Genomic DNA, 14,875 nt, shown 5'->3' with positions numbered 1-14,875 from the left:
CTTCAAATGGAGAATTGTTCGACCGAAGGGCCCTGCTGCATCCAGGCGGCGCTGCGTGCCATGACCACGTCGGTCAGCCAGCGCTCCAGCTCCTCGGCGGGCAGCGGGCGGCTGAACAGATAGCCCTGCATCAGCGAGCAGCCGAGGCGGTGCAGCACTTCCATCTGGCGGATGGTCTCGACGCCCTCGGCCACCACGCGCAGGCCCAGCGCGCGCGCCAGGGCAATGATGGCGGTGACCACGGCCGAGCTTTGCGGCGTGATGCCGAGGTCGCGCACGAAGGTGCGGTCGATCTTGACCTCGCCGATGGGCAGGGTGGTCAGGTAGGCCAGCGACGAGTAGCCGGTGCCGAAGTCGTCAATCGAGATCTCGACGCCGACTTCGTTCAGGCGGTGCAGGGAGGGGATCACGTTCTGGAGATCCTTCATCAGGTTGTTCTCCGTGATCTCCAGCTGGATGGAGCGGTGCGGCACGCCATAGGCGCTGACGCACTGGTGGATGTGCTCGACGAGGTCGCTGCGCTCGAACATGCGGCTGGGCAGGTTGACGGCGATCGCGTCGGCAAAGCCGAACTGCAGCGACCAGATCTTGGCCTGGCGCGCGGCTTCCTTGAGCGCCCACTCGGAGAGCGGCACGATCAGGCCGGTTTCCTCGGCCAGGGGGATGAAGTCGGCCGGCGGGATCAGGTTGGCGCCGCGGTGCCAGCGCATCAGGGCCTCGGCCCCGATCATGGCGCCGCTACGCACGTCGATCTTGGGCTGGTAGTGCAGCACGATCTCGTTGCGCTCCAGCGCCTTGTGCAGTGCGGTTTCCAGCTCCAGCTTCTGCTTGCCCTGGCCCGCCAGCTGCGGCGAGTAGACGGCGCTGGCGTTGCGGCCCTGGCTCTTGACGGCGTACATGGCGACGTCGGAGTTGCGCAGCAGGTCGGCCATGGACTGGCCGTCGCGCGGGAACATGGCGATGCCGACGCTGGCGGTGACGAAGCACTCCTGGCCAGCCACGAAGATGGGCTCGCGCAGCGACTCCAGCACGCGCTGGGCCACGCGTTCAGCGTCCGCCTCGCCGGTGATCTCGGGCAGCAGGGCCACGAACTCGTCGCCACCCAGGCGGCCCACGGCCTCCAGCGCGCGGTGCGAGCGGCCACCGAGGCCTTCGAGCACGCCTTCCATGATCTGGTCGGAGTGGCGCACGCAGCTGCGCAGGCGGTGACCGACCTCGATCAGCAGCTCGTCGCCGGCCGTGTGGCCGAGGGTGTCGTTGATGATCTTGAAGCGGTCCAGGTCGATCAGCAGCAGGCCGACCTGGTGGCCGGCGCGGCGCGCCTGTTCGATGGCGCGCTCGACGCGCCAGATCAGCTGGCGGCGGTTGGGCAGGCCGGTGAGCGAGTCGAAATGGGCCAGCTGGCGGATGCGGTCTTCGGCCTGGCGGCGGTCGGTCACGTCCTGCAGGATGCCGGTGTAGCCAGCCACGCCGCCCTGGTCGGTGAACTCAGGCTCGGCCTCGATGTGCACCACGCGCTGGCGGCCGTCGAGCAGGGTCAGCGGCAGGTCGGTCACGAGCACCGAGTGGTGGCTGAGCACGTCGTGCAACAGGCGCAGGAAGATGTGGCGGTCCTCGGCCGGCACCATGCGCATCACGCCGATGAAGTCGAGCCGCTCCTGCGGGCCGCGGCCAAACACGCGCAGGCCTTCGGCGGAGATGGTGAAGCCGCCAGGGACCTTGCGGTGCCATTCGAAGCTGCCCATGCGCGCCAGATCCTGGGCACGGGCGAGCTTGGCCTTGCTGCGCTCCAGCTCCTGGCGTGTGCGCGCGCTGCGCATCAGGTAGCGCAGGCGGCCGGCGAGCAGACTCCATTGCATGGACTTGACGAAGAAGTCGGTCGCGCCCACCTGGTAGGCGCGTGTGATCGAGGCCTCGTCGTCGAGGCCGGTGAGCATCAGCACGGGCAGGGACTCGTAGCCCGCCATCGCGCGCAGGCGTGCACAGGTCTCGAAGCCGTCGAGCCCGGGCATCAGCGCGTCCAGCACCACCATGTCGCAGGCACAGGACTGCAGTTGCTCCAGCGCGTGCACGCCACTGGTGGCCTCGGTCACGTCAAAGCCGTGCTCGCGCAGCGCGGCAGCCGTCAGCAACAGGTTGACCTCGTCGTCGTCGACCAGCAGCAGTCGCGTGCGGCGCAGATCGTCGAGAGAGGTGTAGCTCATGGTGCGCGCGCGGTCAGACGAGAGCGTTCAGCGCAACGCGCACCTGCTCGATGTCCTGCAGCAGGTCGTCCAGGCGTGCGTCGGTGGCCGTGAGCTTGCCGTCTCGCGCGGCAGCTTCCAGCTCCGCGCAGCGCCGCGACAGGGCCAGGGCCCCGAGGCTGGCGGACGAGGACTTCAGCGTGTGGCAGACGCGGCGGATGCCGTCCAGGTCGGCCGGCTGCTGGCCGCGCGCCTGGCTGAGGTCGGGCAACAAGCGCTCGAGCGATTTTGAGAAGGCCGTCACGACCCGTGCGAGCAACTGGTTCTTGCCGGCCGGGTCCAGCTCGCGCAACCGGCCGAGCGCTTCGGCGTCCAGGACGGCCGGTGGGGGTGGAGCTGCGGAGGCGGTGTGCATCTTGGGCGGCCAAAGGGCAGCCCAGACTTTAGCGCTCAGACTTGTGCGCAGAGCGTGACAAGGTGGGCATAAATTCGTGGAATAGCCCCTCCTACAATGGCTCGATGAACAGCCTCAGCGATGACAAGGTTCTCGCGCGGCCGCGCGTCTGGCGGCAGAAGTGGAGGGTCTGGGCAGTGGCGCTGGGGCTGGTGCTGGTGCTGCTGCTCTGCCTGGGTCTCAGCGTCGCGCTCGTGCTGGCTCTTATGCAGTGGTGGGGCCACGACGTCGGCTTCACGCACGCGGCCCTGGTTCTGACTTCTTTCCTCAGCTCACTGATGGTGCTGGCCGGGATGGCGCTGGGCTGGCACGTGGGCGTGCGCTTCACGCGCCAAAAATTGGGTGAGCCGCTGCGCGAGGCGCGCCAGCTGGCGCACATGCAGTCGCAGCTGCAGCCCGCCTGGCAGTGGGCCACCGACGCCCAGCACCACCTGGTGCGCTGGCAGGCGCCGCAGGGCGCCGTGGCGTCCAGCTGGGTGGGCGCCGGGCCCACCACGCAGGCGCTGTGGGAGCGCTTCCGCTGCCCCGAGGGCGATGCGCTGCTGCGCGAGCGGATGGCGTCGGGCCAGCCCTTCAGCGAGCTGGACGTGCTGGACGGCGGCGAGCGCTGGACCCTGCGCGGCCTGCCGCTTCTGGATGCGCAAGGCCGGCCGGCCGGCTATGTCGGCACCGCCGCGCGCGCGGATGCCGAGCAGGCGGCGCCCAGGGGCGAGGTGGACGGCAGCCTGGCCGCCGAGTACGAGTCCTTCAGCTACTCGGTGTCGCACGACCTGCGGGCGCCGGTGCGCGTGGTCGAGGGCTTTGCGCGCATCCTCAAAGAGGACTATGGCCGCTTGCTCGACCGCATCGGCAACGACCACCTGGACCGCATCCAGGGCGCGGCGGCGCGCATGAACGGCATGATCGACGCGCTGCTCTCGCTCAGCCAGCTCTCGACGCGGCCGCTGTCGGACCAGCCGGTCAATCTGTCGCAGCTGGCAGGGTTCATCATTGAAGAGCTGCACCGCAATGCGCCCTCGCGCGTGCTCAAGGTGGACATCGAGCCCGGCCTGGTCGTGCAGGGCGACCCGACGCTGCTGCGCATGGCGCTGGAGAACCTGCTGGGCAATGCCTGGAAGTACAGCGCCAAGGTCGAGGAGGCCGAGATCGGCTTCCGCAGTGGCGAGGTGGGCGGTCGGCGCGTGTTCGTCGTGTCGGACAACGGCGCCGGCTTCGACATGCGCTTTGCCGAGCGGCTCTTCGGTGTTTTCCAGCGCCTGCACAGCGCGAGCGACTTTCAGGGCACCGGAGTGGGCCTGGCCTTGACGCGGCGCATCGTGCGCCGGCATGGCGGCGAGATCTGGGCCGAGAGCATGCCCGGGGAGGGCGCGCGCTTTTACTTCACGCTGGCCTGAAGTTCACGTCAGGCCTCGCCAGGCTTGGCGAGCAGCTCCACAGCGTCCACCAGGCGCGCGGCCTGGCTGTGCAGGGTCACGCCTTCCTGGGCCGCCAGCTTGATCAGGCGCTCGTGGGCGGCCTGTCGGGACAGCGAGTAGCGATGCATCAGCACGCCCACGGCCAGCGCGATGGCGTCGAGCTCGGCGGCCGGGGTGCGCGGCGGCGGCGGCGGCTCCCTGCCAACACGTGAGAACGCGGCCTCCACGGCCGGCACGATCTGCGGCAGGTCGAGCGGCTTGACGAGGTAGGCGATCGCGCCCAGCTCCTTGACCTTGGCCAGGGTCTCCTCGTCGGCAAAGGCCGAGAGGAACATGAAGGGGGTGTTGAGGTAGTCGCGCAGGTAAGCGGCGACGTCGAAGCCCGACAGGCCTTCCATGCGGATGTCGAGCAGGGCGAGCTGGGGCCGCTGCTCGCGGGCGAGCAGGATCGCGTCGTCGCCGTTGTCGGCGTCGATGACTTCGAAACCCGCCTGGGTCAGGCCATAGCTCAGCGTGGCCAATACCAGCCGGTCATCGTCCACGACCAGGATCTTGCCTTTGCTCACCGCACTCCTCCGTGTATGGAGGCATTGTCGCCCAGGGCCTTCCCCACACATGGGGGGTGCAGATCGAGGCGGCAGAGCACGTTGTCGCCGGCCTGTTCGATGCTCAGGATCGCGCTACGCCGGGGCAGCAGCGCGCGCACCAGGCCAAGGCCCGAAACGCCGCTCGGCACGCTTTGCAGCTTGAAGCCTTCGGGCAGGCGCGCGGGGTTGATGATCTCGACCTCGACGTGGTCGTCATGGCAGATCAGACGGCCCACGACGTCGCCGGTGGGGCTGTGGCGCAGCGCGTTGCCGAGCAGTTCGTTCAGGCTCAGCGCGATCGGGATGGATTCGGCCTCGGGCAGGGTCCAGAGGTCGGCATTGCCTTCGACCGAATGCTGGATGGGCCGGCCGCGCATGCGCTGCACCGAGCCGATGATGGCCTCCCAGACGCGGCGCAGCATCAGCGGCCCGGCGGCGCCCACCTGCAGGCCATAGACCTGGGCGATGGCCTGCACCTGGCCCACGGCCTCGCGCAGCACGTCGGCCACCTCGGGGCGGCGCGCCGCGATCTGCTGCAGCAGGCCGGCCACGCCCTGCAGGTTGTTCTTGATGCGGTGGTGCACCTCGCGCACCAGCAGCTCGCGCTGGGCGATGGCGGCTTGCAGGCGTGCCTCTTCGGCGGCGCGGTGCTCGGTCACGTCGCTGGCCACCAGCAGCAGCTGCTCGGGCGTGCCGTCGCTGCCTTCCAGGTGCAGGAATCGGGCGTCCCAGACGCGGCGGTGGTCGCCGTCGCCGAGGCGGTATTCGCGCTGGGTCACGGCGTGCGAGCCCAGGGCGGCCTGCAGGTCGGAGCGGATCAGCGAGCCCTGCTCGGTGCCGAACAGGTCTTCGGGCTGGCTGCCGAGCAGCTCGTGCTCGGGGCGGCCGGCGAGGTCGAGCGCGGCCTGGTTGAGCTTCTCGATGGCCAGGGTGTCGGCGTCGTAGAGGCTGATGGCCAGCGGTGCGGCTTCGATGATGCGGGTGAGCGTGGCCTGGGCCTGGCGGCTCTGGGCCTCGGCCTGGCGGCGGCGGTCGATGTCGAGCAGCGCATAGGTCAGGCGCGGCAGACCGTCTTCGCCCTCGGTCTGCACCACGTTGCCAATGACCCAGAAGCCGCGCCCATCGCGGCCCTGCAGCTGGCACTCGAACATCTCGGCCTGGCCTTCTTCGTCGGCCAGGTCCTTGCGGTGGAAGGGGTGCAGCCGGTCGTCCGGCGCCAGCACGCCCATGGGCTGGCCGGCCACGTCTTCCAACTCGCAGGCAAACATGCGCCGGGCCGAGCCGTTCATCCACTCGATGCCCTGCGGCCCGACGCTGACGATGCCGACCAGCACCGAGTCGAGGATGGCGCGCTCGTTGGCGGCGCGCGTCTGCAGCGCGGACTCGGCTTGCGCCTGGGCGGTGACGTCGAGCGTGACGACCGAGGTGCTGCGCCGGCCGCCCGAGAGCTGGCCGGGCGCCACGCGCGTGAGCAGCCAGCGGCGGCCCAGCTCGGGGTGGCTGACCTGGTAGCGGGCCTCGACGGGCTCGCCCTTCTTGAGGGCGCGTTGCAGGCGCTCGAACTCGGCCAGCGAGGCCGGGTCCACCATGTCGCGGCTGATGCCTTGCAGCGAGCCCTGCAGGCCCCGCGCCGGGCGGCCATTGCCATTGCGGCGCGGTGGGCGCAGCCAGCCGGCGTCGGGGTGGAAGGTGGCCAGGCCCGCTTCGGCGGTGTCCATCAGCGCGTCGAGCTGCTGCTGGGCCAGGTCGCGTTCGTGTTCGGCGGTGTGGTCCTCCAGCACGCCGAGCCAGCGGCCACGCGCGCCGGCGCTGAGGCGGCGCAGGCGCACGCGCAGCCAGCGGGTGCGGCCTTGCGGGTCCACCACGGGGCCTTCGGTCAGGGTCTCGCCGCCAAAGCCGGCCGCTGTCCAGCCCAGCAGCTTCTGCATGGCGGGCGAGGTCTCGTGCATGCTGCCCGGCTGGCCCAGGCACAGGGCCTGGAAGGCGGCATTGCTGCGCAGGATGAGGCCGCCGTCGTCGGCCAGCAGCAGGGGGTCGGCGCAGAGGTCGAACCAGGCGGCCAGCTCGGCCTGGGCGTCGGCGGCCTGAGCGCGGGCATGGCGCTCGGAGCCGATGTCGGGCCGGAAGTGCAGATGCCACAGCGGGCGGTCGCGCAGCAAGGTGGGCAGCACATGGCGGCCACCGCCCAGGGCCAGGGCCGGTGCGGGCGGTGCGGCACGGCCCACTTCCAGCGCGTGGGTGCAGGCGCGCAGCCAGTCTTCGAGGACGCTGCCGGCGGCCTGGCGCAGGCGCACCCAGCCTTCGCCAGGGTCGTGGCCCAGCCAGTCGCGCGCGGCCGGGTTGACGCGCAGCAACGACAAATCGGACCGGAGCGTGAGCACCGGGTCCGAGATCAGTTCAAGCAGGTGTGCCTGCATGGCCGTCAGATCAGGGGGCGGGGGAGGGAGTGCGCGCGGCCACGCCGGCTCACTCGATCTGGCTGGCTTTGTACAGCGCCCGCAGGATGGCAGCGTTGAGCTCGCCGGCGGCCAGCATCAGGCTGTCGCAGCTGCTCCGGATGTCGAACAGGCTGCCGGCCTCGATGGCATGCACCAGCTCCAGATAGGGCTGATAGGGGCCGGTCTCGTCCACCAGGGCCTGGCGCACGCGCTCGGGCATGGGGATGGACTGCAGCAGCTTCTCGAAGGGCTGCTTGAGCATGTGGTCCAGCAGCGAGAACAGGCCGCAGATGAACATCTCGTCGCGCATCTCGCGCTCCTCGAAGCTCTGGGCCAGCTCTTCCAGCAGCAGGCCGCGCCGCAGCGCGCCGAACATGATCGGGCGCATGTTGTGGTCCTTGCTGGCGGTCGTCAGCAGCAGGGCCAGCCAGCGCTTGAGCCGCGCATAGCCGAGCAACATGATGGCGTGGCGGAAGCTGGTCACCTCCACCGGCAGGCCAAAGGCGGCCGAGTTGAGGTAGCGCAGCAGCTTGAAGGCGAGGCTGGGGTCGCGCTTGAGCGTTTGCTCCAGGCGCTCGATGTCGTCGCCCTGGTCCACGCGCGACATCAGCTCGACGATGACTTGCAGGTCGGCGGCGATCTCGGTCTTGCCGCTGGCGGGCGCGGCGTTGTAGGCGCCGTCCATGGGCCAACCGATGACGGCCACCGCGCCGGCCTTGAAGCTGGCTTCGATGGCGTCCATGCCTTGCACGCCGGTGTGCATGACCTGCACGCCGGCCGGCGCGGCGGCGGCCTGGCTCGGGTCCAGCGTGACGTGTTTGAACGCGCTGGCCACGGCGGGCGCGAGTGGGGCATTGGGCAGGCCGGCCAGCACCAGGGTGTGGCCAGCGGCCTTGAGGGCGAGCAGGGCTTCGGCGCGGGCTTCGTCGGCCGCCACGAAGGCGGGCACTTCGATCTGCACCGGCTCGGCCGGCGGGTGGGTCAGCAACTCGGCCAGCAGGGCCTCGCTCTTGGGGCTGAGCAGCTCGCCGCCCTTGGGCCAGACGGCGCTCAGCGCGGGCAGCGTGGCGGCATGGTCAAGGCCCGCCTCGGCGCGCAGCGGAGCGAGGGTGAGCCGGGTCGCGAGGATGTTGCGCTGGCGGTCGATGACCGGGGCGTAACCCAGCGCGACGGAGCCCAGGATCGCTTGACCCAGGGCTGCAGGGACGTTGTCGGACATGGTGCTCGCAGTGCTCGCGGGAGGCGGAATAAGCAAGCAGTCTGCCACGTCTGTTTGGGCGATCGGATTCCCGGGGCGGGGTGGTTGTGACAGCCGGCACGCTTTGAGGGGCGCTTTAGGGGCGCTTGCGTTGCGTCAAGCGCGGTGCCGCGCTCTGGCGCCAGACTGGCGAACATGAGCACAGAGACCTCGCCGACCGGCTCCAGACGCAAACTTTTGTTGGCTGTGGCAGCGCTGGCCGTGCTGGCCGGGGCTGCCTGGGGCTGGCGCGCCTGGCGGGGGGTGGAGGTGGCGACGCAGGCGGTGCAGCGCCGGGACCTGGTGCAGACCGTGGTGGCCAGCGGCCGTGTGCAGGCGCCGCACCGGGCCGACATCGCCGCGCAGATCACCGGGGCCGTGGTGGCCGTGCCGGTGCGTCAGGGCCAGGCCGTGACGGCCGGGCAGTTGCTGATCGAATTGCAATCGGCCGAGGCCCGGGCGCTGGAAAAGCAGGCCGCCTTGGCCGTGACCCAGGCCCAGGTGCGGCTGCGCCAGTTGCGCGAGGTGCAGGCGCCCGTGGCTGAGCAGGCGCTGCGCCAGGCCCGCGCCACACTGGATACCGCCCGCGCCGCTGCAGCGCGCAGTGAGGACCTGTTCCGCCAGGGCTTCATCGGCTCGGCCGCACTGGACGAAGCACGCAAGGCGCTGGAGCTGGCCGCAGCGGCGCGCGAGAGTGCCCGCAAGCAGTGGGAGTCCGGCCAGCCCAGCGGCAGCGACTACGCCTTGGCCGAGGCCAACCTGGCCCAGGCCGAAGCGGGCCTGGATGTGGCGCGCGCGCGGCTGCGCTACACCCGCATCACGGCGCCGCGCGCGGGCACCCTGATCGACCGCAACGTCGAGGTCGGCGACGTGGTGCAGCCGGGCAAGACCCTGCTGGTGCTCTCGCCCGAAGGGCAGACGCAGCTGGTCGTGGACCTGGACGAGCGGCATTTGCGCCGGCTGGCATTGGGCCAGTCGGCCCTGGCCTCGGCCGACGCTTTTCCCGGCCAGCGCTTTGCTGCCACGCTGGCTTACATCAACCCGGGGGTCAACGCGCAGACGGGTTCGGTCCAGGTCAAGCTGGACGTGCCGCAGCCCCCGCCCAACCTGGCGCAGGACATGACGGTCTCGGTGGACATCGAGATCGCCCGGCGGCCGCAGGCGCTGGTGATCGGCCTGGATGCCGTGCACGAGCCCGACGGGCCGGCGCCCTGGGTGCTCAAGCTGCAGGACGGGCGCGCCAGGCAGCAGACGGTGCACCTGGGCCTCAAGGCTGCCGGCGTGGCCGAGGTGCTGGACGGCCTGCAGGCCGGCGATACGCTGGTGACGGGGGCTGATGCCGTGCATGACGGCCAGCGCGTGCGCGCCCGGGCCACGCCAGCGCGCTGAAGCAGCCACCATGCGCAACAGCTGGCTGCCCTTTGAAGTGATCGTCGCGGTGCGCTTCCTGCGCGACGGGCGTTTGCAGACGCTCTTCATCATCGGCGGCATCGCCATCGGGGTGGGCGTGATCGTGTTCATGTCGGCGCTCTTGAGCGGCATGCAGGCCAACTTCATCCGCCGGGTGCTGACGGCGCAGGCCCACATCCAGCTGCTGCCTCCGGTGGAGGTGACGCGCCCGCTGCGCGGCGGTGGCCCCGAGCTGGAGGCCGCCACCGTGCAGCCGCCACTGCAGCGGCTCAAGTCGATTGACCAATGGCAGGCCGTGGCCGGGCAGATCCGCGCGATGCCCGGCGTGCGCGTGGTGGCGCCCCTGGTGTCGGGCTCGGCGCTGGCCCTGCGCGGCAGTGCCAGCAGGGCGGTGTCCATCCTGGGCATGGACCCGCCGGACTACTACCGCATCGTCGACGTGCCGGGCAAGCTGGTGCGCGGCCGGGGCGACGTCGGCTCGGCCGACATCCTGATCGGCATCGACCTGGCCAGCGACCTGGGCCTGGACCTGGGCGACAAGCTGCGGCTCAGCACCGCCGCCGGCGGTGCCGTGGTGCTGAACGTGCTGGGCATCTTTGACCTCGGCAACAAGGGCGCCAACCAGCGCACCACCTACCTGGCGCTGCACACCGCGCAAAGCCTGCTGGGCCTGCCCGGCGGCGTGACCAGCCTGGACGTGACCCTGGACGACGTTTACGCCGCCGAGCGCATGGCCCAGCGCATCACCGCCGCCACCGGCGTGCAGGCCGACAGCTGGATCAAGACCAGCGCCCAGTTCTTTGCCGCCATCAGCGCGCAGAGCACGGCCAACACCGCCATTCGGCTCTTTGTCGGGCTGTCGGTGGCCTTTGGCATTGCCAGCGTGCTGGTGGTGTCGGTGGTTCAGAAGTCGCGCGAGATCGGCATCCTGCGGGCCATGGGCGTGCGCCGGGGGCAGATCTTGCGGCTCTTCCTGCTTCAGGGCGGGCTGCTGGGCCTGGCGGGCTCGGTGGCTGGCAGCGCGGCCGGCGCGGCGGGCCTGTGGCTGTGGCAGCAGCTGGAGCGCAACCCCGATGGCACGCCGCTCTTCGTGCTGGAGGCACAGCCCAGCCTCTACGCCACCGCCTTGCTGCTGGCCAGCCTCAGCGGCCTGCTGGCGGCCTTTGCCCCTGCGCTGCGCGCCGCGCGGCTGGACCCGGTGGTGGCCATCCGTGGTTGAGGCGGTCAGTTCACCCGAGGTGGTGCGCCTGGCGGGCGTGACCAAGGCTTTCAACGTCGGTACGCCCATCGAGAACGAGGTGCTGCACGGCATTGACCTGCAGCTGGCGCGCGGCGAGTTTGCCGCCGTGGTGGGGCCGTCGGGCTCGGGCAAGAGCACCCTGCTCAACCTGATCGGCCTGCTGGACCGCCCGACGCAGGGCCGCCTGGCCGTGACGGGGCAGGAGACGACCGAGCTGGACGACGCCCACCTGACCGCGCTGCGTGGCCACGCGATTGGCTTCGTGTTCCAGTACCACCACCTGATCGGCTGCTTCACGGCGGCCGAGAACGTGATGATGCCGCTGGTGGCGGCCGCCGGCCGGCCCCGGCCCGGCATGCGCGAGCGGGCCGAGCAGCTGCTGGCCAGTGTGGGCCTGGCGCACCTGGCCGAGCGGCGGGCTGACCAGCTCAGCGGCGGGCAGCAGCAGCGCGTGGCGGTGGCGCGCTCGCTGGCCATGCAGCCGGCCTTGCTGCTGGCCGACGAGCCGACGGGCAACCTCGACACCAAGAGCGCCGAGGACGTGTTTGCGCTGCTGCGCCAGGTGAACCGCGAGCACGGCACCAGCGTGCTCTTTGTGACGCACAACGCCGCGCTGGCCGCGCGCTGTGACCGCACCATCGAGGTGGTGGACGGCCGCGTGCGCTGACCGCCTGACCTGGCCTCAGCCGTTGATGTAGTTGAACAGCGAAAGCCGCTGCACCATCGCGTAGGTCTTGAGCGCGGCGTCGTAGCCGGACTGCTGGTTCTGGAACTCGGAGATGGCCTGCACCATGTCCAGGTCCTCGGCGGCACTGCGCTCTTCGTTGTTGTACTGCTTGAGCGCCGCCATGCGGGACTCGGTGCCGTCCAGGGTGTTGAGCCGCTCGCCGGCCTGGGCGCGCAGGCTTTGCAGGTTGTTCATCGCGGCGTCGATGTCGCGCAGCCGGCCGACGTTGGCCTGGGCGATCTCGACGCTGCTGCGTAGCGGCGTGTTCAGCTCCTTGATGGCGCCGTCCAGTACGTCGAACACGCGCAGGTCGTTGGTGGCCGGCGCGATGTTGAAGGTGTCGCCATCGGTGGCGTTGCCCGAGATGCCCACGGCCATGCCGTCGAAGGCGATGGTGGTGTTGGGCAGGAAGGTGCCAGCAGCCACGCCCGCGCCGGTGTCGACATTGGTGACGCTGTAGGTCTGGGCGGGCGGCGTGCCGGCGATGTCGATGCGGTAGTTGTTGCCGGTGAGCTGGCTGGGGTCGGTGACGCGGCCGGAGTCGATCCAGCCCTTGGCGGGCAGGCCGGTGAGGGCATTGGCGGCGGCCGAGGTGACGAAGCTGCCATTGCCGCTGCGTGCTTCTTCCCACGCAGCGCGGCCGTCCACGGTGAGCTGGAAGTTGTCGAGGTTGCCTGTCTGGATGGTGCCGGGCGTGCCCACGTAGCGCACGCCGGTGGCTTCGTCCAGGAAGGGGGGCGCACTGGCCCCCTGGCCCGAGAACAGATAGCCGCCCGAGCCATCGGGCCGGTTGGCGATGGAGATCAACTGGTCGCGCAGGCCTTGCAGCTTGTTGGCCAGGCCCTTGCGCTCGGCGTCGGAGTAGCTGGCGTTGCCGGCCGAGAGCATCAGCTCGCGGGCCTGCTGCATCAGCTCGTTGGCGTCGCCTAGCGCGGCTTCGGACAGGGTCATGGCATTGCGGCTGGCTTCCAGCGCGCGCTGGTTGGCCTCGATGCGCCCGATGGCGGCAAGCGCCCGCTCGGAGCGTGCGGCGCCGGTGGGGTCGTCGCTGGCCAGCTCGATGCGCTTGCCCGAGGCCAGCTGTTGCTGCTGCTGCTGCATGCGCTGCTGGCGGCCTTGCAGCGTGGCAACGCTGCGGTCAAAGAGGTTGGCGGTGGTGACTCTCATGGCGGCCTCTCAATCCTCGGGGCTTCAGCGCGCGGCCACGCGCATCAGCTCGTCAAAGATGGTCTGTGCGGTTTGCATGACCTTGGCGGCGGCCTGGTAGGCCTGCTGGTACTGGATGAGGCGGGCGGCCTCTTCGTCGAGGTTGACGCCCGAGAGCGCCTCGGCGGCGGTGCGCGCGTCGTTGGCGGTGGTGGTGGAGACGCTGGACAGATAGGTGGCGCCCTGCACGCGGGCGCCGATCTCGCTCATCGAGCTGGCGTAGGCGTCGGTGATGGTGGAGCCCACGGCGATGCTGCCGTCGGGCTTGACGCGCCGACCCACGAAGGTCTCGGACTGGATGTCCAGGAAGGCCTTGGCATTGCCATTGTTGGTGCCGGTGTAGATGGTGGTTTCGAGCGTGATGCGGTCGTTCTTGCGCGGCACACCGTTGGTGCGCAGCTCGAAGCCGAGGTCGATGCCCAGTGCCGGCTCGTTGCCGATGGGCTGGCCGGCTGACCAGGTGCCGTTCAGCACCGTGCCGTCGGCCAGGGTCAGCGTGTACTGCATCTTGGTGGCATCGGCCGGGTCGGGGTCGCCAAAGTCGAGCTGGATGGGCGCCTGGGTGATGTCGAGCTTGTCGTTGACGGCGTAGAGGCGGTCCACGCTGAGGGTGCCGGTGTTGTTGACCGAGCTCGAACCCGTCAGCGGCGAGGCGGCGGCGATACCGCTGGGCAGGTCCAGCACGCGGCGGAAGTTGGCGGCTGCAGCGCCCACGGGCTCGATCACGAAGCTCTCGCCCGGCAGCGGAGCGGCCGGCGTGAAGCTGAGCTTGAAGCCGTCGACGCTGTCGCCATCGGCCACGGTGCGGACGTAGCCGTCGGACTGGCGGGTGAGCGTGTAGGTGCCGGAGCTGTCAGCCGTGAGCTTGTAGCTGCTGGCCTGCAGCAGCGAGGCATCGACGATGCTGGCGCTGATGCCGCTGACAAAGATGCCGCTGGCGTCGCGCTGGTTGGTATCGGCCGGCATCACACGCGGGGCAGCGACGTTGAAGATCGCGGCGCCCTTGCCGGGTGGGTTGGACAAGTCCAGCCCCAGGCCGTTCTGGGTGTTGATGCGCGTGCCGAACGAGGCCGCCAGCTGGCCCAGCATGTTGCGGGCGTCGGTCAGGTCCTCGTTCTGGAAGGCGAGCAGGGCGGTGACGGCACCGCCGGTCAGCACGCTGGCGTCGAGGTTGCGGAGCTTGGCGCCTTCACGCAGATTGAGGGTGGCCTTGGCGGGGTCGTAGGCGTCGGCGCCCACTTCCAGCTGCTGGGCGGCATTGCCCAGCACCAGGCGCTGGCCGCCGCCGATGAAGACGCCCACGGTGCCGTCGTCCGCCGGCAAGGTGGTGACGGCAATGTGGGTGCTGAGGTCGGAGATCAGGCGCTCGCGCTGGTCGAGCAGGTCATTCGGTTCGTGGCCGGTGCCGCGGGTCTTGGCGATCAGCTCGTTGATGTGGGCGATCTGGTCGGCCAACTGGTTGATGACGACGACGTGCGCCTTGAGGTCGCCCACCACGCCGGCCTGCATCTGGTCCAGCTGCGCACCGGCGCTGGTGAAGCGGGCCGACAGCTCGGCCGCGCGGCCGAGTGCCACCTGGCGGGCCGAGGGGTCGTTGGGGCGGCTGGTCACGTCGACCATGGCGTTGAGGAACTGGCTGGCCGAGTAGCCGATGCCGTCCGTGCCGGGGCGGAAGACCTTCTCCAGCCGCTGCAGCTGCTCCATGCGCACGGTGTCTTGCGAGGCCATCGCCGACGTGTTGGCGGCCTCGGTGGTGAGGAAGTCGTTGTGCGTGCGCACGACGGTGCTCACGTCCACGCCGCGCCCGAAGAAGCCCGCGCCGGTGTACTGCCCGGGCGATGTCGTCATCACCGCCGACTGCCGCGAGTAGCCCGGCGTGTTGGCGTTGGCGATGTTTTGCGAAATGGTGTGCAGCGCCGCCGTGTTGGCGAGCATGGCGCGGGCGCCGATGGAGAGTAGGCCGGCCATGTTTCAGTCC

General features: G+C 70.2%; 11 protein-coding genes. 4 read left to right on the top strand and 7 right to left on the bottom strand.

Translation table 11 applies throughout. The features are described from left to right. Positions 1 to 2: 2 nt before the first annotated feature. Complete coding sequence (locus tag ABDJ85_RS18480; protein WP_347706279.1) at positions 3 to 2,204, bottom strand: GGDEF/EAL domain-containing response regulator; 2,202 nt, start codon at positions 2,202 to 2,204, stop codon at positions 3 to 5. 13 nt (positions 2,205 to 2,217) lie between these two features. Continuing rightward, entirely contained in the window at positions 2,218 to 2,598 is a 381-nt protein-coding gene (locus tag ABDJ85_RS18475) for an Hpt domain-containing protein (RefSeq protein ID WP_347706278.1), read from the bottom strand. Positions 2,599 to 2,702: 104 nt separating this feature from the next. On the opposite strand from ABDJ85_RS18475, the gene ABDJ85_RS18470 reads away from it, so the two are divergent. Then, positions 2,703 to 4,031 carry a sensor histidine kinase gene (locus tag ABDJ85_RS18470; protein ID WP_347706277.1) on the top strand — a complete coding sequence of 443 codons (1,329 nt, stop codon included), beginning with the start codon at positions 2,703 to 2,705 and terminating at the stop codon, positions 4,029 to 4,031. Positions 4,032 to 4,039: 8 nt separating this feature from the next. On the opposite strand, the gene ABDJ85_RS18465 is transcribed toward ABDJ85_RS18470, so the two are convergent. Genes ABDJ85_RS18465 through ABDJ85_RS18455 form a run of 3 tightly spaced genes read right to left on the bottom strand, consistent with a single transcriptional unit; the run spans position 4,040 to position 8,296 of the window. After that, positions 4,040 to 4,618, bottom strand: a complete 579-nt coding sequence (locus ABDJ85_RS18465) for a response regulator (protein WP_347706276.1) — start codon at positions 4,616 to 4,618, stop codon at positions 4,040 to 4,042. Further along, entirely contained in the window at positions 4,615 to 7,056 is a 2,442-nt protein-coding gene (locus ABDJ85_RS18460; protein ID WP_347706275.1) for a PAS domain-containing sensor histidine kinase, read from the bottom strand. Before ABDJ85_RS18460 ends, ABDJ85_RS18465 begins: the two co-directional genes overlap by 4 nt. Positions 7,057 to 7,105: 49 nt before the next feature. After that, the gene (locus tag ABDJ85_RS18455; RefSeq protein WP_347706274.1) at positions 7,106 to 8,296 is read right to left on the bottom strand and encodes an EAL and HDOD domain-containing protein; all 1,191 of its coding nucleotides are present in this window, start codon (positions 8,294 to 8,296) and stop codon (positions 7,106 to 7,108) included. A gap of 174 nt (positions 8,297 to 8,470) precedes the next feature. On the opposite strand from ABDJ85_RS18455, the gene ABDJ85_RS18450 reads away from it, so the two are divergent. From ABDJ85_RS18450 to ABDJ85_RS18440, 3 genes are read left to right on the top strand one after another with little or no spacing between them, the layout of a single operon-like run. After that, a complete protein-coding gene (locus ABDJ85_RS18450) occupies positions 8,471 to 9,703 on the top strand; it encodes an efflux RND transporter periplasmic adaptor subunit (RefSeq protein WP_347706273.1) in 1,233 nt (410 codons plus the stop codon). A 10-nt stretch (positions 9,704 to 9,713) separates the two neighbouring features. Beyond that, positions 9,714 to 10,943, top strand: coding sequence for an ABC transporter permease (locus tag ABDJ85_RS18445; protein WP_347706272.1), 1,230 nt, complete (start codon positions 9,714 to 9,716; stop codon positions 10,941 to 10,943). Continuing rightward, positions 10,936 to 11,631 (top strand): ABC transporter ATP-binding protein, encoded by a 696-nt coding sequence (locus ABDJ85_RS18440; RefSeq protein WP_347706271.1) that lies wholly within the window; start codon positions 10,936 to 10,938, stop codon positions 11,629 to 11,631. Before ABDJ85_RS18445 ends, ABDJ85_RS18440 begins: the two co-directional genes overlap by 8 nt. A gap of 15 nt (positions 11,632 to 11,646) precedes the next feature. Here the strand turns inward: ABDJ85_RS18440 and flgL are convergent, their stop codons facing one another. Next, positions 11,647 to 12,858, bottom strand: coding sequence for a flagellar hook-associated protein FlgL (gene flgL / locus ABDJ85_RS18435; protein WP_347706270.1), 1,212 nt, complete (start codon positions 12,856 to 12,858; stop codon positions 11,647 to 11,649). Positions 12,859 to 12,882: 24 nt separating this feature from the next. Further along, a complete protein-coding gene (gene flgK / locus ABDJ85_RS18430) occupies positions 12,883 to 14,865 on the bottom strand; it encodes a flagellar hook-associated protein FlgK (RefSeq protein WP_347706269.1) in 1,983 nt (660 codons plus the stop codon). Positions 14,866 to 14,875 lie beyond the last annotated feature (10 nt).

Origin of the sequence: Roseateles paludis (genome assembly GCF_039872745.1) — a bacterium.
Taxonomy (GTDB): domain Bacteria; phylum Pseudomonadota; class Gammaproteobacteria; order Burkholderiales; family Burkholderiaceae_C; genus Pelomonas; species Pelomonas paludis.
Note: the sequence above shows the minus strand (reverse complement) of the source record. Positions and strands in the feature narration are given on the sequence as shown.

Bases quoted from the DNA above. Each gene is read 5' to 3' on its own strand.
- ABDJ85_RS18480 (WP_347706279.1), bottom strand. From the start codon at position 2,204: ATGAGCTACACCTCTCTCGACGATCTGCGCCGCACGCGACTGCTGCTG.
- flgL (WP_347706270.1), bottom strand. From the start codon at position 12,858: ATGAGAGTCACCACCGCCAACCTCTTTGACCGCAGCGTTGCCACGCTG.
- ABDJ85_RS18445 (WP_347706272.1), top strand. From the start codon at position 9,714: ATGCGCAACAGCTGGCTGCCCTTTGAAGTGATCGTCGCGGTGCGCTTC.
- ABDJ85_RS18455 (WP_347706274.1), bottom strand. From the start codon at position 8,296: ATGTCCGACAACGTCCCTGCAGCCCTGGGTCAAGCGATCCTGGGCTCC.
- ABDJ85_RS18460 (WP_347706275.1), bottom strand. From the start codon at position 7,056: ATGCAGGCACACCTGCTTGAACTGATCTCGGACCCGGTGCTCACGCTC.
- ABDJ85_RS18450 (WP_347706273.1), top strand. From the start codon at position 8,471: ATGAGCACAGAGACCTCGCCGACCGGCTCCAGACGCAAACTTTTGTTG.
- ABDJ85_RS18475 (WP_347706278.1), bottom strand. From the start codon at position 2,598: ATGCACACCGCCTCCGCAGCTCCACCCCCACCGGCCGTCCTGGACGCC.
- ABDJ85_RS18470 (WP_347706277.1), top strand. From the start codon at position 2,703: ATGAACAGCCTCAGCGATGACAAGGTTCTCGCGCGGCCGCGCGTCTGG.
- flgK (WP_347706269.1), bottom strand. From the start codon at position 14,865: ATGGCCGGCCTACTCTCCATCGGCGCCCGCGCCATGCTCGCCAACACG.